General features: G+C 70.7%; 26 protein-coding genes. 14 read left to right on the forward strand and 12 right to left on the reverse strand.

The genetic code is table 11. From position 1 onward, the window contains the following. Positions 1–83 precede the first annotated feature (83 nt). Positions 84–1,313, reverse strand: coding sequence for an NAD(P)-dependent malic enzyme (locus tag R2E43_RS12225; protein ID WP_003973709.1), 1,230 nt, complete (start codon positions 1,311–1,313; stop codon positions 84–86). Between the two features lie 639 nt (positions 1,314–1,952). Here R2E43_RS12225 and R2E43_RS12230 point away from each other — a divergent pair. The 3 genes from R2E43_RS12230 to R2E43_RS12240 are packed head-to-tail and all read left to right on the forward strand — an operon-like array spanning position 1,953 to position 4,654. Then, positions 1,953–2,915, forward strand: a complete 963-nt coding sequence (locus R2E43_RS12230) for an ABC transporter substrate-binding protein (RefSeq protein WP_003973710.1) — start codon at positions 1,953–1,955, stop codon at positions 2,913–2,915. Between the two features lie 30 nt (positions 2,916–2,945). Next, on the forward strand, positions 2,946–3,896 hold the full coding sequence (locus tag R2E43_RS12235; RefSeq protein WP_332056196.1) for an amino acid ABC transporter permease: 951 nt from the start codon (positions 2,946–2,948) through the stop codon (positions 3,894–3,896). Next, on the forward strand, positions 3,893–4,654 hold the full coding sequence (locus tag R2E43_RS12240; RefSeq protein WP_003973712.1) for an amino acid ABC transporter ATP-binding protein: 762 nt from the start codon (positions 3,893–3,895) through the stop codon (positions 4,652–4,654). Before R2E43_RS12235 ends, R2E43_RS12240 begins: the two co-directional genes overlap by 4 nt. Positions 4,655–4,732: 78 nt before the next feature. Here the strand turns inward: R2E43_RS12240 and R2E43_RS12245 are convergent, their stop codons facing one another. Further along, entirely contained in the window at positions 4,733–5,542 is an 810-nt protein-coding gene (locus tag R2E43_RS12245) for a class I SAM-dependent methyltransferase (RefSeq protein ID WP_011030136.1), read from the reverse strand. Positions 5,543–5,640: 98 nt separating this feature from the next. On the opposite strand from R2E43_RS12245, the gene R2E43_RS12250 reads away from it, so the two are divergent. Next, complete coding sequence (locus R2E43_RS12250) at positions 5,641–6,270, forward strand: CGNR zinc finger domain-containing protein (protein ID WP_003973714.1); 630 nt, start codon at positions 5,641–5,643, stop codon at positions 6,268–6,270. Here the strand turns inward: R2E43_RS12250 and sodX are convergent. Beyond that, positions 6,174–6,611 carry a nickel-type superoxide dismutase maturation protease gene (sodX, locus tag R2E43_RS12255; protein ID WP_030868025.1) on the reverse strand — a complete coding sequence of 146 codons (438 nt, stop codon included), beginning with the start codon at positions 6,609–6,611 and terminating at the stop codon, positions 6,174–6,176. The genes R2E43_RS12250 and sodX overlap by 97 nt on opposite strands. Before the next feature lie 145 nt (positions 6,612–6,756). On the opposite strand from sodX, the gene sodN reads away from it, so the two are divergent. After that, positions 6,757–7,152 carry a superoxide dismutase, Ni gene (sodN, locus tag R2E43_RS12260; protein WP_003973716.1) on the forward strand — a complete coding sequence of 132 codons (396 nt, stop codon included), beginning with the start codon at positions 6,757–6,759 and terminating at the stop codon, positions 7,150–7,152. A gap of 107 nt (positions 7,153–7,259) precedes the next feature. Here sodN and R2E43_RS12265 read toward each other — a convergent pair whose 3' ends face one another. The 5 genes from R2E43_RS12265 to R2E43_RS12285 form a co-directional block, all read right to left on the reverse strand. Then, positions 7,260–7,481, reverse strand: a complete 222-nt coding sequence (locus R2E43_RS12265; protein WP_003973717.1) for a hypothetical protein — start codon at positions 7,479–7,481, stop codon at positions 7,260–7,262. Between the two features lie 26 nt (positions 7,482–7,507). Beyond that, complete coding sequence (locus R2E43_RS12270; protein ID WP_265701217.1) at positions 7,508–8,092, reverse strand: dihydrofolate reductase family protein; 585 nt, start codon at positions 8,090–8,092, stop codon at positions 7,508–7,510. 75 nt (positions 8,093–8,167) lie between these two features. Continuing rightward, the gene (locus R2E43_RS12275; RefSeq protein WP_030868024.1) at positions 8,168–8,806 is read right to left on the reverse strand and encodes a GNAT family N-acetyltransferase; all 639 of its coding nucleotides are present in this window, start codon (positions 8,804–8,806) and stop codon (positions 8,168–8,170) included. Positions 8,807–9,137: 331 nt separating this feature from the next. Further along, entirely contained in the window at positions 9,138–10,298 is a 1,161-nt protein-coding gene (locus R2E43_RS12280) for a family 2 encapsulin nanocompartment cargo protein polyprenyl transferase (protein ID WP_332056197.1), read from the reverse strand. 85 nt (positions 10,299–10,383) lie between these two features. Continuing rightward, on the reverse strand, positions 10,384–11,790 hold the full coding sequence (locus R2E43_RS12285) for a family 2B encapsulin nanocompartment shell protein (protein ID WP_003973721.1): 1,407 nt from the start codon (positions 11,788–11,790) through the stop codon (positions 10,384–10,386). A 307-nt stretch (positions 11,791–12,097) separates the two neighbouring features. Here R2E43_RS12285 and R2E43_RS12290 point away from each other — a divergent pair, with 307 nt between their 5' ends. Beyond that, on the forward strand, positions 12,098–12,676 hold the full coding sequence (locus R2E43_RS12290) for an N-acetylmuramoyl-L-alanine amidase (RefSeq protein WP_037666316.1): 579 nt from the start codon (positions 12,098–12,100) through the stop codon (positions 12,674–12,676). Between the two features lie 113 nt (positions 12,677–12,789). After that, entirely contained in the window at positions 12,790–13,698 is a 909-nt protein-coding gene (locus R2E43_RS12295; protein ID WP_106517835.1) for a 1-aminocyclopropane-1-carboxylate deaminase/D-cysteine desulfhydrase, read from the forward strand. Between the two features lie 48 nt (positions 13,699–13,746). On the opposite strand, the gene R2E43_RS12300 is transcribed toward R2E43_RS12295, so the two are convergent. Beyond that, positions 13,747–15,339, reverse strand: a complete 1,593-nt coding sequence (locus tag R2E43_RS12300; RefSeq protein WP_003973724.1) for a Na+/H+ antiporter — start codon at positions 15,337–15,339, stop codon at positions 13,747–13,749. A 61-nt stretch (positions 15,340–15,400) separates the two neighbouring features. Between R2E43_RS12300 and R2E43_RS12305 the strand changes: the two genes are divergently transcribed. The 3 genes from R2E43_RS12305 to R2E43_RS12315 all read left to right on the forward strand — a co-directional run bounded on the left by R2E43_RS12305 (position 15,401) and on the right by R2E43_RS12315 (position 17,407). Continuing rightward, a complete protein-coding gene (locus R2E43_RS12305) occupies positions 15,401–15,661 on the forward strand; it encodes a UBP-type zinc finger domain-containing protein (RefSeq protein WP_003973725.1) in 261 nt (86 codons plus the stop codon). A gap of 250 nt (positions 15,662–15,911) precedes the next feature. Further along, entirely contained in the window at positions 15,912–16,325 is a 414-nt protein-coding gene (locus R2E43_RS12310; protein ID WP_003973726.1) for an ATP-binding protein, read from the forward strand. A 17-nt stretch (positions 16,326–16,342) separates the two neighbouring features. Beyond that, positions 16,343–17,407: an RNA polymerase sigma factor SigF gene (locus tag R2E43_RS12315; protein WP_016327248.1), complete on the forward strand. Its 1,065-nt coding sequence runs from the start codon at positions 16,343–16,345 to the stop codon at positions 17,405–17,407. A 19-nt stretch (positions 17,408–17,426) separates the two neighbouring features. Here the strand turns inward: R2E43_RS12315 and R2E43_RS12320 are convergent, their stop codons facing one another. Beyond that, positions 17,427–17,885, reverse strand: coding sequence for a hypothetical protein (locus R2E43_RS12320; protein WP_003973728.1), 459 nt, complete (start codon positions 17,883–17,885; stop codon positions 17,427–17,429). A gap of 127 nt (positions 17,886–18,012) precedes the next feature. Here R2E43_RS12320 and R2E43_RS12325 point away from each other — a divergent pair, with 127 nt between their 5' ends. Continuing rightward, complete coding sequence (locus R2E43_RS12325) at positions 18,013–18,981, forward strand: diacylglycerol/lipid kinase family protein (protein WP_003973729.1); 969 nt, start codon at positions 18,013–18,015, stop codon at positions 18,979–18,981. A 320-nt stretch (positions 18,982–19,301) separates the two neighbouring features. After that, positions 19,302–19,559, forward strand: a complete 258-nt coding sequence (locus R2E43_RS12330) for a WhiB family transcriptional regulator (protein ID WP_003973730.1) — start codon at positions 19,302–19,304, stop codon at positions 19,557–19,559. Between the two features lie 248 nt (positions 19,560–19,807). Here the strand turns inward: R2E43_RS12330 and R2E43_RS12335 are convergent, their stop codons facing one another. Together R2E43_RS12335 and R2E43_RS12340 are read right to left on the reverse strand one after the other, a co-directional pair. Beyond that, positions 19,808–21,283 (reverse strand): PAS domain-containing sensor histidine kinase, encoded by a 1,476-nt coding sequence (locus R2E43_RS12335; RefSeq protein WP_003973732.1) that lies wholly within the window; start codon positions 21,281–21,283, stop codon positions 19,808–19,810. Between the two features lie 427 nt (positions 21,284–21,710). Next, positions 21,711–22,355, reverse strand: coding sequence for a TetR/AcrR family transcriptional regulator (locus R2E43_RS12340; RefSeq protein ID WP_332056198.1), 645 nt, complete (start codon positions 22,353–22,355; stop codon positions 21,711–21,713). A gap of 94 nt (positions 22,356–22,449) precedes the next feature. On the opposite strand from R2E43_RS12340, the gene R2E43_RS12345 reads away from it, so the two are divergent. Continuing rightward, positions 22,450–23,202, forward strand: a complete 753-nt coding sequence (locus R2E43_RS12345; RefSeq protein ID WP_011030129.1) for an SDR family oxidoreductase — start codon at positions 22,450–22,452, stop codon at positions 23,200–23,202. A gap of 134 nt (positions 23,203–23,336) precedes the next feature. Next, positions 23,337–24,122, forward strand: coding sequence for a glucosamine-6-phosphate deaminase (gene nagB, locus R2E43_RS12350; protein WP_011030128.1), 786 nt, complete (start codon positions 23,337–23,339; stop codon positions 24,120–24,122). Positions 24,123–24,137: the final 15 nt, after the last annotated feature.

Genomic DNA, 24,137 nt, shown 5'->3' on the forward strand with positions numbered 1-24,137 from the left:
GCACCCAAAAGACAAGCGGCCCCGCCCACCAGGGACGAGACCGCTCACCACACCGCAGTGATCACACCGCAGGCGTCACACCGTCACCGGCGCGCAACCCCCTCCGCGCGGGCCGCCGCGGCCACCGCCGCCGTCACGGCCGGCGCGACCCGCTCGTCGAACGGGGACGGAATGACATAGTCCGCGGCAAGGTCGTCCCCCACCACGGAGGCCAGCGCCTCGGCCGCCGCCAGCTTCATGCCCTCGGTGATCCGCGACGCCCGCACCTGGAGAGCGCCCGCGAAGATGCCCGGGAACGCCAGCACGTTGTTGATCTGGTTCGGGAAGTCCGAGCGCCCCGTCGCGACGACCGCCGCGTACTTGTGGGCGACCTCCGGATGCACCTCCGGGTTCGGGTTGGCCATCGCGAAGACGAAGGCACCCTCGGCCATCGAGGCCACCGCCGGCTCGGGCACCGTACCGCCGGAGACGCCGATGAAGACGTCGGCACCCGCGAGCGCCGCCTCCAGGGGGCCGGAGAGCCCGGCCTTGTTGGTGAAGGAGGCCAACTCCTGCTTGACCGGGGTCAGGTCCTCCCGGTCGGCCGAAACGACACCCTTGCGGTCGGCGACCGCGACGTCCCCGATGCCGGCCTCCACCAGCATCTTGGCGATGGCGACCCCGGCCGCACCCGCGCCCGAGATCACCGCCCGCAGCTCACCCAGCGTCCGCCCGCTCAGCCGCGCCGCGTTCCGCAGGGCGGCCAGCGTCACGACGGCCGTGCCGTGCTGGTCGTCGTGGAAGACCGGGATGTCCAGGCGCTCCTGGAGCTTGCGCTCGATCTCGAAGCACCGCGGCGCCGAGATGTCCTCCAGGTTGACGCCACCGAAGGAGGGCGCGAGCCGGACCACGGTCTCGACGATCTCGTCGGCGTCCGTGCAGTTCAGGGCGATCGGGACCGCGTCCACGCCGCCGAACTGCTTGAAGAGGATGGCCTTGCCCTCCATCACCGGGAGGGACGCCTCGGGCCCGATGTCACCGAGCCCCAGCACCGCCGTGCCGTCCGTCACGACCGCGACGACCGACGACTTCCAGGTGTAGTCGTGGACGAGGTCGGGCTGCTCGGCGATCGCGCTGCACACTTTCGCGACGCCGGGCGTGTACGCCAGGGACAGGTCTTCCTTGTCGCGGATCGGCACGGTGGCCTGCACGGCCATCTTGCCGCCGCGGTGCAGCGCGAACGCGGGGTCGAAGGAGTCGAGCGGCTCGGCGCCCGCCTCCTGCTCCGCACCGGCTTCGCTGTCGCTGCGAGGATTGACGATCTCCGCTGCCACTTTGTCTTACCCCTTAAGAGTTCATGGTTTGAGGGTTTGTCCACTCCTGGTGAGGAATGGGCGGGCACCGCACAGGGAGATGGCTGTCTGGGCCACGTGGCCCCCGCGCGACGGGCGCGCCGCACACGCGCCCTGAGCCCCTGATGAGGGGTGTAAAGAACCTTCTTACCCGACGGACGCCCCCGGCGACGAGTCCGATAAGCGCAAGCTCACATGCCGGACCCCGAACGCCGCATGTCGGTGACATGGCTCATAGCCAGGCTTCCGGACAACCTCTCCCGACCCCTTGACAGGCCCGCGCACGGCACCTTCAACACCCCTGCTCGCCCGCGATCCATGGTCGGATAACGAGAAATTCCGCAGATCTTCCGGCCGGAAGGGCAGATTCCCGCAAAGGTTCGGTCGTGATGTACCGACCTGGTGCGGTTCGGGGGGTGACCCGTTATCCGATTTTGACATGACGGCCCCCCTGAATGGCCGAGTCCGAATGGCAAGATGCCGTAATCACACGAGGTCGCGGCACTCGAAGGTGTGTGCTCTCGTCGACCCACGGCACCGGCCGGACCCCGGCCGGCGTCCCGTCCCACCGGAACTCCACCGTCCCCATCGGCAACTCCCTCATCCGCCGGAGGAACCACCATGACCGCACGCTCCACCCGTCGTACGACCGCCGCGCACTCCCGGCTAGCAGCGGTCGGTGCGATCGCGGTCGCCGGCGCCCTGCTGCTCACCGGATGCGGCGACCAGACCGAGAACGGCGACTCCGGCGGCAGCGACACCCAGTCCGCCGGCGGTGCTCCGCTGGCCGACAAGCTGCCGCAGTCGATCCGCGACAAGGGCACCATCAAGGTCGGCTCGGACATCGCGTACGCGCCCGTCGAGTTCAAGGACGACTCCGGCAAGACGGTCGGTATCGACCCCGACCTCGCGGACGCCCTGGGCAAGCAGCTCGGTGTGAAGTTCGAGTTCGAGAACGGCACCTTCGACACCCTGATCACCGGCCTGCGCTCCAAGCGGTACGACATCGCCATGTCCGCGATGACCGACACCAAGGACCGCCAGGAGGGCATCGACGGCGACACCGGCAAGAAGGTCGGCCAGGGCGTCGACTTCGTCGACTACTTCACCGCCGGTGTCTCGATCTACACCAAGAAGGGCGACGACCAGGGCATCAAGACCTGGTCCGACCTGTGCGGCAAGAAGCTCGTGGTCCAGCGCGGCACGGTCTCCGAGGACCTCGCCAAGGCCGAGAACGAGAAGTGCCCGGCCGGCAAGAAGATCTCCATGCAGCCCTTCGACAACGACCAGCAGGCCCAGACCCGCCTGCGCGCGGGCGGCGCGGACGCCGGTTCCTCCGACTTCCCGGTCGCGGCGTACGCCGTGAAGACCTCCGGCGGCGGCAAGGACTTCGAGCTCGTCGGCGAGCAGGTCGAGGCCGCGCCGTACGGCATAGCGGTCGCCAAGGACAACACGCAGCTGCGCGACGCCCTGAAGGCGGCGCTGGACGCGGTGATCGCGAACGGCGAGTACAAGAAGATCATGGACAAGTGGGGCGTGTCGGAAGGCGCCATCACCGAGGCCACCGTCAACGGCGGCAAGTGACCGCGCGGCGGGCGCTGAAAGGCAACATCCGTGACTGTTGACATCGACAAGACGGCGGGCGGCCCGGCCGGCACCCCGCCGACCCCGCCCGAGGCCATCAAGGCCATCCCGGTGAGGCACTACGGGCGGTACGTCTCCGCGGTCGTCGCGATCGCGCTGCTGGCCGCGGTCGTCTACGCCTTCTCCCAGGGCAAGATCAACTGGGGCGCGATCCCGGACTACTTCTTCGACGACCGTGTCCTGACCGGCATGGGCAAGACGCTCCTGATCACCGTCCTCGCGATGCTGATCGGTGTCGTCGGCGGCATCCTGCTCGCCGTGATGCGGCTGTCGAAGAACCCGGTGACCTCGTCCATCGCGTGGTTCTACATCTGGTTCTTCCGCGGCACCCCGGTCCTGGTGCAGCTGGTGGTCTGGTTCAACCTCGGCCTGGTCTTCGAGTACATCAACCTCGGCCCGTTCTACCGCGACGAGTGGTCGGACTTCATGACGCCGTTCCTGACGGCGCTGCTCGGCCTCGGCCTCAACGAGGCGGCGTACATGGCGGAGATCTGCCGCGCCGGCCTGCTCGCGGTCGACGAGGGCCAGACCGAGGCGGCGCACGCGCTCGGCATGAGCCACACCAAGACGCTGCGCCGGATCGTGGTCCCGCAGGCGATGCGCGTGATCGTGCCGCCGACGGGCAACGAGGTCATCAACATGCTGAAGACGACCTCGCTGGTGTCGGTCGTCCAGTACGCCGAGTTGTTCAGAGTCGCCCAGGACATCGGCCAGTCCTCGGGCGCACCGGCCGAGATGCTGTTCCTCGCGGCGGCCTGGTACCTGCTGCTGACCTCGGTCTTCAGCGTCGGCCAGTACTACCTGGAGCGCTACTACGCCCGCGGCTCCAGCCGCAGTCTGCCGCCCACCCCGATGCAGAAGATCAGGGCCAACCTGTTCTCCCTGTCGAACCGCTCCAGCACGACGGGAGGTGCGGCATGACCGCCATGGTCAAGGCCGAGGGCGTCCACAAGTCCTTCGGTGCCGTCGAGGTCCTCAAGGGCATCGACCTGGAGGTGAAGCAGGGCGAGGTGTTCTGCCTCATCGGCCCCTCCGGCTCCGGCAAGTCCACCTTCCTCAGGTGTATCAACCACCTCGAGAAGATCAACGCCGGACGTCTGTACGTCGACGGCGAGCTGGTCGGCTACCGCCAGAAGGGTGACAAGCTCTACGAGCTGAAGGACAGCGAGGTCGCCCTCAAGCGCCGGGACATCGGCATGGTCTTCCAGCGCTTCAACCTGTTCCCGCACATGACGGCCGTGGAGAACGTCATGGAGGCGCCGGTCCAGGTCAAGGGCATGAGCCGGGCCCAGGCCAGGGAGCGTGCGCGGGGCCTCCTGGAGCGCGTGGGCCTGGCCGACAAGGCGGGCAACTACCCCTCGCAGCTCTCCGGCGGCCAGCAGCAGCGGGTCGCCATCGCGCGGGCCCTGGCGATGGACCCGAAACTGATGCTGTTCGACGAGCCGACCTCCGCGCTCGACCCCGAGCTGGTCGGCGACGTCCTCGACGTCATGCGCGACCTCGCGGAGTCCGGCATGACGATGGTCGTCGTCACCCACGAGATGGGCTTCGCCCGCGAGGTCGGCGACAGCCTGGTCTTCATGGACAACGGCGTGGTGGTCGAGTCGGGCAACCCGCGCGACGTGCTGACCGACCCGCAGCACGACCGGACGAAGGCGTTCCTGTCCAAGGTCCTCTGACCGACCGCACGATCGCACGCCGAGGGGCGGTACGGATCTCCGTACCGCCCCTCGGCGCGCGGTCCTCGGCGCGTGGTCCTACTTGACCGCCAGGAGCAGGGTGTCCGACGGCGAGCACCACACCGGCCGCGCCTCGCCGAAGCCCTTCTCGCGCAGCACGCGCGCGTGCCACGCCGCCGAGGGCATCTCGCCGTCGGCGTGCTCGCCGTAGATCTCGAAGCGGCGGGCGGTGGGTCCGGCCAGCACCGGGTCCTCGGCGGCGAGCTGCCACCACTCGGCCCAGTCCAGGGCGCCCTGCCCCTTGGCCGCGTCCATCCGCGCGTGCCGCTGCGCGCGCTCGGCCGCGTTGATCCGGGGCGTCGCTTCGTCGATCATGTGGTCCGCGTTCATGAAGACACCGCCGTCGCGGACCAGCTCCGCAACCCGGCCGTAGAGATCCGCGAGGGGTTCGGCGTGGAACCAGTGCAGGGCCGTGGCGGTCAGCACGGCGTCGTACGCGTCGTACGGCAGCTTCGCCGGCCAGTCGGGGTCCTTGAGGTCGGCGGCGACGAACGAGACCCGGTCGTCGCCCGCGAAGGTGCCCTCGGCGATGGCGAGGAGGGCGGGGTCGAGGTCCACGCCGGTACTCGTGGCGTCCGGGAACCGGTCCAGCAGCCGGGCCGTGATGGTGCCGGTGCCGCAGGCCAGGTCCAGCACGCGCGGCGCGGGACCGACGAGCGCCTCGACCATGTCGAGCATGATCCGGAACCGTTCCTCCCGGTCCGGCATGTACCACTCCTGCTGCCGGTCCCAGCTCCGCTGCCAGGCCTGCCAGTCGGCACCGGCCGTGGCGGTGGTCGTGGCCGTGGTGCCGGCCGTAGTGGCCGTGGTCGTGTCCGCGTTCGTCATCGAGCCCCTCCGCACTGCGTCGCGTAATACCCTGGATGCACGATCAGCTGTTACCCGACCGCAGGCACGACCCTAGAGCCCCGTCGTAAGGACTACAAGTGGAACTGGCCTATTACTCGGATTACGCCGTACGTCTCGTCAACACCGAGGAACCGTCGCGGGGGCAGGACTCCCTGACCTCGGTGGAGGCCGTCCGTGAGCTCTTCGGCGCCAACCAGTCGGCGGCCCGGCGCGCGTCCGACGCCGACGTGACGCGGTTCCGCTCGGTCCGGGGGCGGCTGCGCGCGGTCTTCGAGGCGGCCGACGGCGGCGACGAGACCCTCGCCGTGGACCTGCTGAACTCACTGCTCCTGGAGTTCCCGGTGAGCCCGCAGATCTCCGGCCACGACCACCGCGCGGAGGACGGCAGCCCGCTGTGGCACATGCACCTGGCGGACCACCCCTCCAACGCGACGGCCGGATTCGCGGCCATCGCGGCGATGGGCCTGGCCTTCCACCTCACCGAGTACGGGGTCGACCGGCTGGGCCTGTGCGAGGCGGCCCCCTGCCGCAACGCCTACCTGGACACCTCCACCAACCGCTCCCGGCGCTACTGCTCCGACCGCTGCGCCACCCGCGCCAACGTGGCGGCCTACCGCGCCCGCAAGCGCCTGGAGGCGGACCGGTCGGCCGGCACCGGCCTGACCGCCGACAGCGCCCAGCGGACCACGGCGAGCGGCGAACGCTGACCCGCCCGCGGCGGCCGGTACCGGAACCGGACCCGGCCGAGGACGAGGTCCTGCGGGACCACCCCGTAGTCGGTACTGTCCCCGCCCGCGAATGCGTTGTCCCCGAGCACCCACCAGCCGGCCCCACGCCGTTCGGCCGCCCGCTTGACCACGAGCAGGTCCTGCTGGAAGGGGTGCCGCAGCACGACCACGTCACCCGGCCGGACCCGGGCCCCCCAGTGCACGAGCAGCACGTCACCGTGGTGCAGCGTGGGCACCATCGACGGCCCGGTCACCTCGGCCGGCCCGAAGGGCAACGCCCCTCTGGCGCGCTCGGTCTCCTGCGACAGTTGCTCCGGCATCACCCGGCACCTCCCCGGTCTTTCCTCCACCAGTCTCAGTCTCACCCCGGACTTTTGTCCTAAGCCCACGGGGGCACCCGCGAAATCAGGTCTCCCAGGGAGTAATGTCCCCCCTGAGAAGACGATCACGAGGAAGGAACGCTTCATGCTTTCCCGCCTGTTTGCCCCCAAGGTCACGGTCAGCGCCCACTGCGACCTGCCCTGCGGCGTGTACGACCCTGCCCAGGCCCGCATCGAGGCGGAGTCGGTGAAGGCCGTCCAGGAGAAGATGGCCGGCAACGACGACCCGCACTTCCAGACGCGCGCCACGGTCATCAAGGAGCAGCGCGCCGAGCTCGCGAAGCACCACGTCTCCGTGCTGTGGAGCGACTACTTCAAGCCCCCGCACTTCGAGAAGTACCCGGAGCTGCACCAGCTGGTCAACGACACCCTGAAGGCCCTGTCGGCCGCCAAGGGCTCGAAGGACCCGGCGACCGGCCAGAAGGCCCTGGACTACATCGCCCAGATCGACAAGATCTTCTGGGAGACCAAGAAGGCCTGACGGACGTCAGCATCCCGGGGCCGGCGATCGGTGCACCATCGCAGGCCGCAGGGCAGCCCGAAGGGGCCCGGCGCCATCCTGGCCGGGCCCCTTCGGCGTTGTCGTGGTCAGGGGTTCTCGGTGACCGTTTCCCGGGAGTGCTCCGGCCTCCCGGGCCGTGCCTCGGCTTCGGCGGCCCCGGCGTTCTTCCCGGGACCCGCCTCGCACTTCGGGTTGCCGCACGGGCCCGGGGCCCATTCCGGCACCCATATGCCCAGCGTCTTGTGGCGCCGGACGACCGCTTCGACTGGCTGTCCGCACACGGGACAGGCGTACGTGTCGCTGTCCATACCCCCAGGTTAGAGCGGCAGGCGCCTCAACGCTTGCGGTGGTACGTACGCACCACGACGCCGTTGCCGAAGGTCCGCACCGAATCCGGCACGAATGCGGAGACCTCGAAGCCGGAGCCGAACATCGGCATGCCGGTGCCGAGCACCACGGGGTAGGTCTTGACGACCAGTTCGTCGACCTCGTCGAACAGTTCGCCGGCCACGGCCGATCCGCCGCACAGATAGATGCCGAAGGCGCTGTCCTCGGCCTTCAGCTCCCGGACCCTGCCGACCAGATCCGTCGAGATGATCTCGACGTTCGGGTCGGGCGACTCCGTGAGCGTGCGCGAGGCGACGTATTCGCGCAGGTGGGCATAGGGGCTGGTGACGCCCTCCTTGAGAGCCAGGTCGTAGCTGGCGCGTCCCTGCACGATCGTGTCGAACCGCTTGTTCGGCAGGTCGTCGATGCCCAGCGGACGACGGCCGTGGGTCGGCAGCGTCTCCGGATACTCCGACTTCAGGAACTCGAAGAACTCCTCGTCGACGAACGGGACCATGAACGACGCGTCGCCGTCCGGGCCGCCGATGAAGCCGTCGATCGAGCAGGCGACGAAGTACGTGAGTTTGCGCAAACCGGTCTCCCTCTCATGTTGACCACTACGTTCACAGTACTCCGCGTGTAGTTCTTTGGGGAGCGGATTACGAGATCACGGAGTCCGCGGCTCGCGCCACATCGGCCACATGCGGGGGCCGTCCGGCAGATCCAGGGCCCGGCCGGTGAACTCGAAGCCGAGACGTTCGTAGAGCGCCCTCCCGCGGGCGCTGCTCGCCTCCAGATAGGCGGGCAGGCCCTCGCGGTCGCAGCGGTCGAGGACGGTCCCGATCAGCGCGGTGCCCAGGCCCTCGCCCTGCCGCTCCGGGACCACGCCGATCATCCACAGGTACGCGTGCGCCCGGCCGGAGGGGTGGATCCCGTCCGTGAGCCGGGCTATCAGCTCCACGCGCTCGTTCTCCGGGTCGACGGCCGCACGGATCCGGGCGGGGCCGTCCTCGGCGCCCTCCCCGGACTCGGACCCCTGCTTTGCGCCCGGTCCGTCGCCCGCGGGCTCGCCCGCCGGGACGGGCAGCCACAGCGCGCAGGCGGCGCCGTCCTCGGTGAGGTCGACGCGGCCGTCCGCGAGGACGGCGTCGGCGAACGCGGCCATGAGCCGATGGTGCGTCCGGCGACGGTACTCCGTGCCGGGGAAGACCCAACTGCTCACCGGATCGTCCTGGAAGGCCTCGTCCAGCAGCCGGACGACCAGTTCCCGGTCGTCCTCCCCCGCCGTGCGGATCACCACACCCATACCTCGCCCCTCAGCCTCGTCACCGGCGGCTCAACATCGCACATCCGTACGGCGGTTGAGCCTAGCCGCTGAGTCGCGGCCGGTGCGTGCGCCGCTGCCGTCCGCGGGCGCGGGGACAAGGGGGCGAGGGCAGGCGGGCAAGGGCAAGGAGGCGGGCCCCGCACACCGTGGGGAAGTGCGGGACCCGCCGGACCGGAGCCGTCGGCGGTGCGGCCGTACGTCGGTCAGGTGCCGTACGGCCCTGCACGGGCTCCGGGGTCTTGCGTGGCCGGCCCGGCGATCCACGACGCCGGGCGGGCGAGGGGGCCGGGGCGGCGCTCAGGTGCTGCGCTCAGGTGCTGCGCCGCGTCACGAACTCGGCCAGGGCGAGCAGGCCGCCCGCCGCCTCCGGCTCGGGCACGGCACGCGCCAGCTCCTGCATGGCCCTCGCCATCCGGTCGGCCGCCTGGGCCTGTGCCCAGTCCCGGCCGCCGGCCCGCTCCACGGCCAGGGCGGTGCGCTCCAGGTCCTCCTTGTTCTCGTCGTACGGGCCTGTGTACAGCTCGGCCAGTTCGGCGGCGGCCGGGGTGCCGGAGGTGAGGGCGGCGACCACCGGCAGTGACTTCTTGCGGGCGGCCAGGTCCGCACCGGCCGGCTTGCCGGTGTGGCGCGGGTCGCCCCATATGCCGATGACGTCGTCGATGAGCTGGAAGGCCATCCCCGCCTCACGGCCGAAGGCGTCCAGGGCCTCGACGTCCTCCGTGGCGACGCCCGCGTACAGCGCGCCGACGGCACAGGCGCAGCCCAGCAGGGCACCCGTCTTGGCCTCGGCCATGACGAGCGTCTCGTCGAGGGTCACCTCGTCCGGCGGGCGCCGCTCCATCGCCGTGTCCGCGTGCTGGCCCTCGCACAGCTCCATGACGCAGTCGGCGAGCCGGGTGGCCGCCGCCGCGGACGCCGGATGCGGGTCGGCGGCGAACAGCCGCAGGGCGAGCGCCTGAAGTGCGTCCCCGGCCAGGATCGCGTCGGCGTCGCCGAACACGGTCCACGCGGTCGGCCGGTGCCGCCGGGTGGCGTCGCGGTCCATCACGTCGTCGTGCAGCAGGGTGAAGTTGTGGACCAGCTCCACCGCCGCCGCGGCACGGACGGCCGCCGCGCGGGCCCCCGGACCGCCGAGCGCGGCCGCCGCGGTGAGGACGAGCGCGGGGCGGATCGCCTTGCCCGCGTTGCCCGCCGCGGGCGTGCCGTCCGCGTGCTGCCAGCCGAAGTGGTAGAGCGCGACCCGGCGCATCGACTCCGGCAGCGTCGCGATGGCGGACCGCAGTTCAGGATCGACCGACGCTCGTGACTCGCTCAGGAGCAGGGCCGCCTCGTGCCCTTCGACCACCGCCTCCCCCTGCCCGTCGGACGGCTCCCCCGGCTCCTTCTCGCGCTGTGTGCCGATGGGCCCGTGCCTTTCCGGCGCCCCGGTGGGACGGCACGTCGCGGTGGCGCCGCGCCGGGTCTCCGTCATGGACTCACCTTCCCCCTGGGCCCGTCCGTACCCCGGGGGTGTACCCGCCCGGGAGGGCGGGAACACGGCGTTCGGGACAGTGACGTCACCGCCAGCGGCCGATCTCGACGTTCTCCAGCACACCGAGCGCGTCCGGCACGAGGACCGCGGCCGAGTAGTAGGCCGTGACCAGGTACTTGATGACCGCCTGCTCGTTGATCCCCATGAAGCGCACCGACAGACTCGGCTCGATCTCGTCCGGGATGCCGGTGGCCCGCAGGCCGATGACGCCCTGGTCCTGCTCGCCGGTACGCATCGCGATGATCGAGGACGTACGGGCCTCGGTGACCGGGATCTTGTTGCACGGGTAGATGGGCACACCGCGCCAGGTCGGGATGCGGTTCCCGGCGACGTCGATGGTCTCGGGGACGAGGCCGCGCTTGTTGAGCTCGCGGCCGATGGCGGCGATGGCGCGCGGGTGGGCGAGGAGCAGCTTGGTGCCGCGCCGGCGGCTCAGCAGTTCGTCGAGGTCGTCGGGACCGGGCACTCCGTCGTGCGGCTGGATGCGCTGGTCGTACTCGCAGTTGTGCAGCAGCCCGAACTCCCGGTTGTTGATGAGTTCGTGCTCCTGGCGCTCCTTCAGCGCCTCGACCGTCAGGCGGATCTGCTGCTCGGTCTGGTTCATCGGCTGGTTGTACAGGTCGGCCACGCGCGAGTGGATGCGCAGCACGGTCTGGGCGACGCTCAGTTCGTACTCGCGCGGCCGGGCCTCGTAGTCGACGAACGTGTGCGGGATGTCCGGCTCGCCGCTGTGACCGGCCGCGAGGTCGATCTCCTTCTCACCGTGCCTGTTGGTGCGCTGCTCCGGGATCGAGCGCCGCTGCTCCAGGTGCTCGCGCAGGGAGTCGGCCCGCTCCGCGACCTGGTCCACCTCCTGGCGGGGCAGCACGAGCACCGTGCAGGCGGTGACCGTGCGGGCGGTGTACTCCCAGATGGCGTCACCGTCGAGGAGCGCCTGGTCGCCGAAGTAGGCGCCGTCGGCGAGGACGCCGAGCACCGCGTCGTCGCCGTAGGGGCCGGTGCCGATCTTCTCGACCTTGCCGTGCGCCAGCAGGTAGACCTCGTCGGCCCGCGCGCCGAACGAGGCGATCACCTCGCCGGGGCCGAACTCCCGCTGCTCGCAGCGCTGCGCGAGTTCCGACAGGACCTCGTCGTCCTCGTACGACCGAAGGGCCGGCAGCTCGCCCAGCTCCGCGGGGACGACCTCGACGCGGTCGCCGGTCTTCACGAACGTCACGCGGCCGTCGCCGACGGCGAAGGTCAGACGCCGGTTGACCCGGTACGTGCCGCCCTGGATGTCCACCCAGGGGAGCGAGCGCAGCAGCCAGCGAGAGCTGATCTCCTGCATCTGAGGAACGGACTTGGTGGTGGTGGCCAGGTTCCGCGCGGCCGCCGTGCCGAGGCTCTGCTGCGGCCTGGTCTGCTCGGTGCGGACCTCTTCGCCTACCGACATAAGGAATTGCCCTCCCGGTCATGCCGGACGGCTGCGCCCGGCATCGATGTGCGTGGACCAGCCTTCCTCACGGAGCGTGCCGGTGCTATTACACGAACGAGCGGGAATGGATCACACGCGGCCGGGGCAGATATGGGGGCTTGTTTCGACTTCGGCACCCCCTGGCCGGGATGAGATTGTCCGAAACGACTCGCACACGGGCCGAACAAGTAATAGGAGTTGCTCCGTTTCGGTACAAGCTCCGTACGAGGCGGTCGCGTCGGGCGGTCGTCGCGCAGCGTGAAGGAGCCCGGCCGTGGCCTCACCCATGTCCGCGAGCAGTTTCCTCAAGGCACTGAAGGCGGAGGGCCTCACCGTCGTCCAGGTCGGCGACTGGCGGGACCACAACCGCAACCACAAGGGCCCGTGGGGTCCCGTGCACGGTGTGATGATCCACCACACGGTCACCAAGGGCAGCGCGCGGACGGTGGACATCTGCCGCAAGGGATACGAAGGTCTGCCGGGCCCCCTGTGCCACGGGGTCGTCACCAAGGACGGCAAGGTCCACCTGGTCGGGTACGGCAGGGCCAACCACGCCGGTCTCGGCGACGACGACGTACTGCGCGCGGTGATCGCGGAGAAGGCGCTGCCCCGGGACAACGAGGCGAACACCGACGGCAACCGGCACTTCTACGGCTTCGAGTGCGAGAACCTGGGCGACGGCGACGACCCCTGGCCGGCGGCACAGCTGGAGGCGATCGAGCGGGCCGCCGCGGCCGTGTGCCGCCACCACGGCTGGAACGAGCGGTCCGTCATCGGCCACCTGGAGTGGCAGCCGGGCAAGGTGGATCCGCGCGGATTCACGATGGCGTCCATGCGAAACCGCATCCGGGACCGCCTGAAGTGACCCGGACCGACCGGGGCGGCCGGAACCGGCCGAGGTGCCCCGGAACCGGCCGAGGTGCCCGGAGCGCGCCGGGGTGAGGTGGCCGGGGCGCCCGGTGGCGTGACAATGGCGGGGTGACCGGCACCGACACGCGTCAGCTCGCCGCCCTGCGGCCCCGTCTGCCCTCTCCGCTGCACGAGGTGGCCGACGGACGGTTCGAGCGCCACGGTGTCCGGCTGCTGCTCAAGCGGGACGATCTGATCCATCCCGAGCTGGTCGGCAACAAGTGGCGCAAGCTGGCACCGAATCTCGCCACGGCCGACGGGCGCACCGTCGTCACGTTCGGCGGCGCCTACTCCAACCACCTGCGGGCCGCCGCCGCGGCCGGCCGGCTGCTCGGACTGCCCACGGTGGGCGTGGTCCGCGGTCAGGAGCTGGCCGGCCTGCCGCTCAACCCCTCACTGGCCCGGTGCGCCGCCGACGGGATGCGGCTGCACTTCGTCGACCGCTCCACGTACCGGCGCAAGTCCGAACCCGAGACCCTGGCGGCCCTGCTGCGCGCGGCGGGCGCCGAGGGCGCCGTCGTCGTCCCCGAGGGCGGAAGCAACGCGGACGCCGTCCGCGGCTGCCGTGCCCTGGGCGAGGAGCTGGGCACCCACGCCGACGTGGCCGCCGTCGCCTGCGGCACCGGTGGCACGCTCGCCGGCCTCGCCGCCGGGCTCCCCCGGGGGCGGCGGGCTCTCGGCATACCCGTGCTCAAGGGCGGCTTCCTGGAGGGTGACATACGGCGGCTCCAGGAGCGCGCGTTCGGCGGGCCGCGCGGCGACTGGAGCCTTGAGGACCGCTTCCACCACGGCGGCTACGCCCGCACGACGCCCGGGCTGGACGCCTTCGCCGCGGATTTCGAGCACCGCCACGGCCTCCCCGTGGAGCGCGTCTACGTCGCCAAGATGCTGTACGCCCTGCTCGCCCTCACCGAGGAGGGCGCCTTCCCGCGCGGGACGACCCTGGCGGCGGTCGTCACCGGCCGGCCCTTCCCCTGAGCGGGTCGGGACCGCCGCCCCGACGCGCCCGCGTGCCCCTGCGCCCGCTCACGTCGCCTCCCGGTACGCGGCGGCCTCCTCCAGGTCCAGCCGGCGCAGCAGGGTCCGGAGCATCTCGTCGTCGATGTAGCGGCCGTCCCGGAGCCTGACGAAGACCTCGCGCTCGGCGCTGATCATCTCCCGGGAGAGTCGCCGGTAGGTGTCGTCGACCGTCTCGCCGGTGACGGGATTGACCTGGCCGAGCCGTTCCCAGACGGCGTTGCGGCGGCGCTCCAGGACCATGCGGAGGCGGTCGGCGAGCGGCGCCGGAAGAGCGTTGCGCTCGTCGGCGAGCAGGTCGTCCAGGCGCAGTTCCGCGACCCGTGAGGCCTGCGCCTGTGCGTTGGCCTCCGCCAGCGTCTCCGCTTGCACGTCGTGCGCCGGGAACTTCAGCAGGCGGATCAGTGGCGGCAGGCTGACGCCCTGGACGACCAGCGTGCCGATGACCGTGGTGAAGGTCAGGAACAGGATGAGGTTGCGCTCGGGAAAGGGCTCGCCCCCGTGCACGGTGAGCGGGATGGAGAAGGCGATGGCCAGGGAGACCACGCCCCGCATCCCGGCCCAGCCGATCACGAACGGCCCCTTCCAGGAGAGCTCGCCCTCGCGCGCGCGTACCCGTGCCGACAGCCGGGGCAGGTAGGTCGCCGGGTACACCCACACGAACCTCGCCACGGCGACCACCAGGAAGACGGCGAGGGCGTACCAGGCGGCGTCGGCACCCTCGTACTCCCCCAGGCCTTTGAGGACGACGGGCAGCTGGAGTCCGATGAGGGCGAACACCGCCGACTCCAGGACGAACGCGACCATCTTCCACACCGCCTCCTCCTGGAGCCGGGTGGCGAAGTCGACCTCCCACGCGCGGTGGCCGAGGTAGAGCGCGACGACGACCACCGCGAGCACCCCGGAGGCCTGCACCTGCTCGGCGACCGCGTAGGCGACGAACGGGATCAGCAGGGAGAGCGTGTTCTGCAGCAGCGCCTCCGTCAGGTGGGTGCGCAGCCAGTGCAGCGGCACCATCAGCACCAGCCCGACGCCGACGCCGCCCACCGCCGCGATGAGGAACTCACCGATCCCGCCGGCCCAGGTCGCCCCCTCGCCGACGGCCGCGGCGAGCGCCACCTTGAAGGCGGTGATCGCGGTGGCGTCGTTCACCAGGGACTCGCCCTGGAGGATCGTGGTGATCCGGGAGGGCAGCCCCACGCGGCGGGCGACCGCCGTGGCCGCGACGGCGTCCGGGGGCGCCACGACCGCGCCGAGGACCAGGGCCGCGGTCAGCGGCAGGCCCGGCACGATGAGGTACGCCGCGCAGCCGACGACGAAGGTGGCGAACAGGACGTAGCCCACGGACAGCAGCGCCACGGGCCGGGCCTGCGCCCGCAGGTCCAGGTAGGAGCTGTCGGTGGCCGCCGTGTAGAGCAGCGGGGGCAGCAGCAGGGGCAGGACGATGTGCGGGTCGAGGGTGTAGTCGGGCACACCGGGCACATAGCTCACCGCCAGGCCGGCCGCGACCAGGAGCAGCGGCACCGGCACCGGTACGCGCCGTCCCGCCGCGGCGACCGCGGCGCTGCCCGCCACCAGCAACAGCAGCGGCATCACGTCCATCGTCCTCGCCCGCCCTCGTTTTCCGCGCGGTCGTCCGCACGCCCGTCGTAACCTGGCAATCATGAAACAGTGCACGCACGCCGACGCGCTGCCGCACCCGGAACCCGAGCCGTGCGGCGAGACCTGTCCCGAGTGTCTGGCCGAGGGCACGGACCCGGTGCAGCTGAGGTTGTGTCTCGTCTGCGGTCATGTCGGCTGCTGCGACTCCTCGCCGAACCGGCACGCGACGGCGCATTACAAGGAGAGCGGCCACCCGCTGATGAGGACCTTCGAACCCGGGGAGAGCTGGCGCTGGTGCTTCGTCGATCACGTCCTGGTGTGACCTGTGCCCGGGACGGTTCGACCGTCTGACGTCTGGGTACGTCAACCCGGCGCGCGCTCTTCCGATTTGAGCCCGCCGACCCCCTAGCCACTGTGCGTGTTCGCGTGTTTACTATGAGTGACAGCACGGGGTTGGGGTCTCGGGGACAGGAAACTTCGGAGCGCGATAACGTCACCGCTGAACCACGTGTCGCGTTATCCCGAGGGGCGTCCCTCGGCCCTGTAACGCTTGTACCACCTTGGAGGTGAGGGTGTCCCAGATCGCAGGCGAGCCCGCGACCCAGGACTTCGTCGAAGTCCGGCTGCCGGCCGCGGGTGCCTACCTGTCGGTGCTGCGTACGGCGACGGCCGGCCTCGCAGCTCGTTTGGACTTCACCCTCGACGAGATCGAGGACCTGCGCATCGCAGTCGACGAGGCCTGCGCGATCCTGCTGCAGCAGGCCGTGCCCGGCTCGGTGCTCAGTTGTGTCTTCCGCCTCGTCGACGACTCGCTCGAGGTCACCGTCTCGGCGCCGACCACGGACGGCCACGCGCCGTCCCGGGACACCTTCGCCTGGACGGTGCTCTCCGCCCTCGCGGGCAAGGTCTCCTCCGCCGTGGACGAGGACAAAACCGTTTCGATCAGCCTCTACAAACAGCGCGGCGCGGGACCCGGGCCGACGTGAGGGACGGGGACGGGCCGGTGCGGGACGAAGAGCGCGGTACACGGGAGCTGCCGGCCGAGGGCACACGTTCTCCGAACGAGGCGCGACGCACGGCGGACGGCATCGACGGCATCCCCGAGCAGGCCCGGCCGCATCCGGAGGACGAGACCTCGCCCGGGGCCGCCGTTCCGGGCGAGGGGCAGCGGACCGGGGAGAACCCCGTCCGGCCCGTCCGAGCGGAGGCGAGGGCTCGGGAAAGGGCGACGGGCGGGACGATGAGCGAGCACGAGCGACACGCCGACGGCCACGCGCCGGGTGCACGGGGCACGCAGGGCACACGGCACGACCCGCAGGACCGCAGCGGGGCGCGTCTCCTGTTCGCCGAGTTGCGCACGCTGGAGAAGGACAGCCCGGAGTACGCGGAGCTGCGCAATCGGCTGGTCCGCATGCACCTGCCGCTGGTCGAGCACCTCGCGCGCCGCTTCCGCAACCGCGGCGAGCCCCTGGACGACCTGACCCAGGTCGCCACCATCGGCCTGATCAAGTCGGTGGACCGGTTCGACCCGGACCGCGGCGTGGAGTTCTCCACGTACGCGACGCCCACGGTCGTCGGTGAGATCAAGCGGCACTTCCGGGACAAGGGCTGGGCGGTGCGGGTCCCGCGCCGGCTCCAGGAGCTGCGGCTGGCCCTGACGACGGCCACGGCGGAGCTGTCCCAGCTGCACGGCCGCTCCCCCACGGTCCACGAGCTGGCCGAGAAGCTGTCGATCTCGGAGGAGGAGGTCCTGGAGGGCCTGGAGTCGGCCAACGCGTACTCCACGCTGTCCCTGGACGTCCCGGACACCGACGACGAGTCACCGGCGGTCGCCGACACCCTCGGTGCCGAGGACGAGGCCCTGGAGGGCGTCGAGTACCGGGAGTCGCTCAAGCCGCTCCTCGAGGACCTGCCACCGCGGGAGAAGCGCATCCTGCTGCTGCGCTTCTTCGGCAACATGACCCAGTCCCAGATCGCGCAGGAGGTCGGCATCTCCCAGATGCACGTGTCCCGGCTGCTGGCCCGCACGCTGGCACAGCTGCGGGAGAAGCTGCTCGTCGAGGAGTAACCGCCGGTCGGCGGGTGCCTTACGGCTGCTTCCCGGCGTTGCCGGGCCCCCGGATACCGAGCGCCTGGGTGGTCGTCGGATTGACGAGCAGCACCAGCGCGGTGACGGCCACGACACCGAGCACGATGCCCGCCGGTACGGCCAGGCTGTCGGCCCGCACCATGTTGTAGGCGACCGGCAGCGCCATGATCTGCGTGATCACGGCGGGCCCCCGGCTCCAGCCCCGCCGGGCGATCAGTCCGCGGGCGGCGAGCAGCGGCAGCAGGGCGAGGACGATCAGGGTGACTCCGCCGGTGACGGCCGAGGTCCGGTCGTCGGGGTGTCCGGTGAGGCCCTCCACGAGCATCCAGCCGCCGCCGACGACGAGCGCCAGCCCCTCCAGTGCGGCGATCGCGGCCGCGGCGGTCAGCCGGCCGGGGCGAGGGCCCGTCTCTTCGGCGGTTGCGGAGGCGGGGGTGGGGGTCTGCTCACTGCTCACCCCGAAAGGGTAGCCCTCGGCGCCCCCGTGTCCGCCGCGGTGTCCCCCGTATCACGCGTGCCGTCCGCCGGTGACCATCTTCACCTCGGTCTGGGCCGAGTACCACCCAGTAGGTACCCTGCACACCATGCGTGCACTTCTCGTGGTCAATCCGGCGGCAACCACCACGAGTGCGCGCACGCGCGACGTGCTGATCCACGCGCTCGCGAGCGAGATGAAGCTGGAAGCGGTCACCACCGAGTACCGCGGCCACGCGCGCGACCTCGGCCGGCAGGCGGCACAGAGCGACGACATCGACCTGGTGGTGGCCCTCGGCGGCGACGGCACGGTGAACGAGGTCGTCAACGGCCTGCTGCACGCGGGCCCCGACCCGGACCACCTGCCCGGTCTCGCGGTGGTCCCGGGCGGTAGCACCAACGTCTTCGCCCGCGCCCTCGGCCTGCCCAACCACGCGGTGGAGGCCACCGGAGCCCTGCTGGACGCCCTGCGCGAGGGCAGCGAGCGGACCGTCGGCCTCGGGCTGGCGTCGGGTACGCCCGGTTCGGAGGACGAAGCGGTTCCGGCCCGCTGGTTCACCTTCAACGCCGGTCTGGGGTTCGACGCCGGGGTGGTCGGCCGTGTCGAGCAGCACCGCGAGCGCGGCAGGAAGTCCACGCACGCCCTCTACGTCCGCCAGGTGGTGCGTCAGCTCATCGGCGAGCCGCACCGCCGCAGCGGGACGATCACTCTGGAGCGGGCGGGCGAGGACCCGGTCACCGATCTGGTCCTGTCCATAGTTTCGAACACCTGCCCCTGGACGTTCCTCGGGAACCGCCCGATCTACGCCTCTCCCGAGGCGTCGTTCGACACCGCCCTCGACGTGTTCGGCCTGAGCCGGCTGTCGACGGCCGCGGTTGCCCGGTATGGCACCCAGTTGCTCACTTCGTCCCCCGAGCGCGGGCCGCGAGGCCGCCACGCGGTCTCCCTGCACGATCTGACCGAGTTCACCTTGCATTCGAAGGTGCCCCTGCCCCTTCAGATGGACGGTGACCACCTGGGGTTGCGGACCAGCGTGACGTTCACAGGCGTACGCCGTGCACTGCGTGTGATTGTGTGAGCAGAAGGGGCGAAAGTCCTTTCACTCGAACGTTTAGACCAGGATCCACCCCATGGAAGTACGGCTGTGACCTAGTCGACACCGAAGAATCAAAAAAAACTTTCCGGAAGGGGTTGTATCCGTCGCCGAGGTTTGCGAGTCTCTTCTTGGCGATCGGGACAGCCCGCAGGACCGGCATCCACAGATCACCGGAACCCCTCTTCAAACCACAGGACCACGCCAGCGAACCTGGCGGTAGGCCCTTCCCTTGTTGAGGGATTCGTGAAAGCGTTCACATTCACAAGCATCCCAGCATGTAATACCAAGGAGAGGTAGCAGCCATGGACTGGCGTCACCGCGCCGTTTGCCGCGAGGAAGACCCCGAGCTCTTCTTCCCCATCGGCAACACCGGTCCCGCGCTGCTGCAGATCGAGGAAGCCAAGGCCGTCTGCCGTCGCTGCCCCGTCATGGAGCAGTGCCTGCAGTGGGCGCTCGAGTCCGGCCAGGACTCCGGCGTCTGGGGTGGTCTCAGCGAGGACGAGCGCCGCGCAATGAAGCGCCGTGCCGCCCGCAACCGGGCTCGTCAGGCCTCCGCCTGACAACCCACCCCTACTGACAGCCTCAGCTTGGCGGCGCGTACAGCGAGTACGCATCCCCCGCTCCCGAGCCGCAGCGCGCAGTACCCCCGATGCGCATCGGACGATGTATCGCACGAGCACTGGCCTCGGACCTTCACCGGTCCGGGGCTTTTTGCTTGCCCGCTTCCGGTGCCGCTCCCCCGGTTCCGCTTGTCGCGCTGCTTGTCGTTCCCTCGCGCTGCTTCTCGTCCCTCGTTCTGCTTCTCGCGCTACTTCTCGGCGGGCACCGGGATGTCGAGGATCACGCGGCACCCGCGCTCCGCCGCCTGGACCATGTCGAAGGCGCCGCCCAGCTCGCCCTCGACCAGGGTGCGGACGATCTGCAGGCCGAGGTTGCCGGAGCGGTGCGGGTCGAAGTCCTCGGGCAGGCCGACCCCGTCGTCCTGGACGGTGACCAGCAGCCGGGCCTCCTTGGTCGTGCCGCCGCGGACCGCCGAGACCTCGACCGTGCCGGTGTCGCCGTCCCGGAAGCCGTGCTCCAGGGCGTTCTGCAGCACCTCGGTCAGCACCATGGACAGCGGGGTGGCGACCTCGGCGTCGAGGATGCCGAAGCGTCCGGTGCGCCGGCCGGTGACCTTGCCCGGCGAGATCTCCGCCACCATCGCCAGCACGCGGTCGGCGATCTCGTCGAACTCCACGCGCTCGTCCAGGTTCTGGGAGAGCGTCTCGTGCACGATCGCGATCGAGCCGACCCGGCGCACGGCCTCCTCCAGCGCCTCGCGGCCCCGGTCGGACTCGATGCGCCGGGCCTGCAGACGCAGCAGGGCCGCCACCGTCTGGAGGTTGTTCTTCACCCGGTGGTGGATCTCCCGGATGGTGGCGTCCTTGGTGATCAATTCGCGCTCACGACGGCGCAGTTCCGTCACGTCGCGCAGGAGGACCAGCGAACCGATGCGGGTGCCCTTGGGTTTGAGCGGGATGGCGCGGAACTGGATCACCCCGTCGTGCGCCTCGATCTCGAACTCGCGCGGCGCCCAGCCGCTGGCCACCTTGGCGAGCGCCTCGTCCACCGGTCCGCGGGAGGGGGCGAGTTCCGCGGTGGTGCGGCCGAGGTGATGGCCCACCAGGTCGGCGGCCAGGCCCATGCGGTGGTAGGCCGACAGCGCGTTCGGGGAGGCGTACTGGACGATGCCGTCGCCGTCCACCCGGATCAGGCCGTCGCCGACGCGGGGCGAGGCGTCCATGTCGACCTGCTGGTTCTCGAACGGGAAGGCGCCGGCCGCGATCATCTGGGCGAGGTCGGAGGCGCTCTGCAGGTAGGTGAGCTCCAGCCGGCTCGGCGTACGCACCGTGAGCAGGTTGGTGTTGCGGGCGATGACCCCGAGGACGCGTCCCTGGCGGCGTACGGGGATGGACTCGACGCGGACCGGGACCTCCTCGCGCCACTCGGGGTCGCCCTCGCGCACGATGCGGCCCTCGTCCAGGGCGGCGTCCAGCATGGGGCGCCGGCCGCGCGGGACGAGGTGGCCGACCATGTCGTCCTGGTACGAGGTGGGTCCGGTGTTGGGCCGCATCTGGGCGACGGAGACGTAGCGCGTGCCGTCGCGGGTGGGGACCCACAGAACCAGGTCGGCGAAGGAGAGGTCGGAGAGGAGCTGCCACTCCGAGACCAGCAGATGGAGCCACTCGAGGTCGGAGTCGTCGAGCGCGGTGTGCTGGCGTACGAGTTCGTTCATGGAGGGCACGGGGCCGAGCGTACCTGGCGGTACGGACAGCGCTCGAAACCAGCCACGCTCCACAGCGCCCTCCGCCTGCGAAGCAGCCGGCGAGACCCCCGGAAGCACCCGCGGGCCGCGGCGCCTGAGAGGGACCCTCAGCCCTCTCGGCACCGCAGCCCGGAGCAACATCGGCCGTGGGGTGTGCGGTCCCGGTCGGCCGAAGGATGAGGAGCCGGAGCAGTCAGGGCAGAGAGCACCGGTTCCTCGGTCCGTCCTCCTGTGCGGGGAGGGCGGAAGCCTGACGATCACCTTGCGTGATGAACACGGTCAGTTCCTCAGCAACCATTGTGGACTAGACCACTAACCGTGTCCATGCGGTGGACGTTGTTTGTTGTTGGTACGTGTGCCGACCGCACCGCCGTCCGGGCGGTGCCAGAAGCCTAACCCCGTTGGCTCAACCTCGGGGCCAGACCGCCAGGGCAATTTCCGCGAGCGCCTCCAGCTCCGCCCGGCGCGCCCCGTCGCGCGCCTGCTGGGACATGCCCTGGATCATCGCGCCGGTGTACCGGGCGAGCGCGGCGGCGTCCGTGTCCGGCGGCAGCACGCCCCCGTCCACGTCGGCGCCGATCCGGCTCTCGATGGCGGCGATGTTCGCGTTGCGCCGCTCCCGCAGGGACTCCTCCACCTCGGTGGTCGAGCAGTTGGCGGCCGCGTGGATGACGAGGCAGCCGTGCGGCCGGCCGGGGGCCGTGTACTCGGCGGCGGCCTCGCGCAGCATCCTCTCTATGCCCGCACGCGCGGTCGGCTCCTCGGCGAGGGCGCGCTCGCCGAACGAGCCGTACCGCACCCCGTACTCCTGGACGACCTCCTCGAAGAGCGACCGCTTGTCGCCGAAGGCGGCGTAGAGGCTCGGGGCCCCGATGTCCATGACCCGCGTCAGGTCGGAGACGGACGTGGCCTCGTACCCGTGCTCCCAGAAGGCCAGCAGCGCCGCCTCCAGCGCCGTCGCCCGGTCGAAGGAGCGCGGGCGGCCGCGGCTCCTGGCCGCGCCGCTCCGAGCAGGCGCCCCGGACCGTTCACTCTTCTCACCGCTCACCATGGAGTGCATTTTATAGCGACCACTAGAAAAAAGTCGCCGGACCGTTGTACGGTCATTTCTGTAGCGACCACTAGCGAAATCAGGGGGCGTCGGAATGGGCGTGCTTGCGGGCAGGACGGCACTCGTCACGGGAGCGAGCAGGGGCATCGGGCGGGGCATCGCGGAGCGGCTGGGCCGCGACGGCGCTCGGGTCGCGGTGCACTACGGGAGGAACGAGGCGGCGGCGAAGGAGACGGTCGCCGCGATCGAGGCCGGGGGCGGCTCGGCGTTCACGATCAGGGCCGACCTGGGCGCTCCGGGTGCCGCCGAGGCCTTGTGGGAGCAGTTCGACAGACACGCCGACGGGCTGGACGTGCTGGTGAACAACGCGGGGATCGGCAACACCCGCCCCATCGGGGAGATAGGGGAGGCGGAGTACGACGCGGTCTTCACGGTCAACGTGAAAGCACCGTTCTTCATCCTCAAGCACGGGATGGGGCGGCTGCGCGACGGCGGCCGGGTCGTCAACATCTCGTCGGGCCTGGCCCGCACGGCGGTGATGCCGGACAACATGGCGTACGCGATGACGAAGGGCGCGCTGGACGTGTTCTCCCGCGACCTCTCCAAGGTGCTCGGCACCCGGGGCATCACGGTGAACTCGGTGGCGCCCGGCATCATCGACACGGACAACACGGCCGGGATGCTGCACGGGAGCGAGGGCGGCTGGGAGCGGGCCGCGGCGTTCTCCGCTCTGGGCGGGGTGGGGACGGCGGCCGAGGTGGCCGACGTGGTCGCGTTCCTCGCCTCGCACGGAGGCCGGTGGGTCACGGGCAGCTGGGTGGACGCCACGGGAGGTTCACTGACCTGACACCGCCGCCGGCACACCACCACTCGCCCGACCGTTTCAGCGCGACCGTGCGGCTCCGCTCTGTTAGATTGGTCTAAACCACATAGCCAGTCCCGGGCCCCGGGTGAGTCCTCTCTTCGAAACGGCAGGCCAGCGTGGAAGTTGTCATCGTTCCCGATGCCAAGGCGGGCGGCGAACTCATAGCCGAAGCCATGGCACAGCTGCTCCGGCGCAAGCCCGACGCCCTGCTCGGGGTGGCCACCGGCTCGACGCCGCTGCCCGTGTACGAGGCGCTGGCGGCCAAGGTGCGCTCGGGTGCCGTGGACACCGCGCAGGCACGGATCGCCCAGCTCGACGAATACGTGGGGCTGCCCGCCGAGCACCCCGAGTCGTACCGCTCGGTGCTGCGGCGCGAGGTGCTCGAACCGCTGGGCATCGACATGGACGCGTTCATGGGCCCCGACGGCACGGCCGCGGACGTGCAGGCCGCGTGCGAGGCCTACGACACGGCGCTGGGCGGGAGCGGCGGGGTCGACCTCCAGCTGCTGGGCATCGGCACGGACGGGCACATCGGCTTCAACGAGCCGTGCTCCTCGCTCGCCTCGCGGACGCGGATCAAGACCCTGACCGAGCAGACCCGGATCGACAACGCGCGCTTCTTCGACGGTGACATCGAGCAGGTGCCGCACCACGTGATCACCCAGGGCATCGGCACCATCCTGGAGGCGCGGCACGTGGTGCTGCTCGCCACCGGTGAGGGCAAGGCCGACGCGGTCGCCGCGAGCGTCGAGGGTCCGGTCGCGGCCGTGTGCCCGGCCTCCGCCCTGCAACTGCACCCGCACGCCACGGTCGTCGTCGACGAGGCCGCCGCGTCCAAGCTCAAGCTCGCCGACTACTTCCGGCACACCTACGCCCACAAGCCGGACTGGCAGGGCATCTGAGCTGTCCCGCCCCCG

It is taken from the genome of Streptomyces violaceoruber (assembly GCF_033406955.1).
Lineage (GTDB): Bacteria > Actinomycetota > Actinomycetes > Streptomycetales > Streptomycetaceae > Streptomyces > Streptomyces violaceoruber.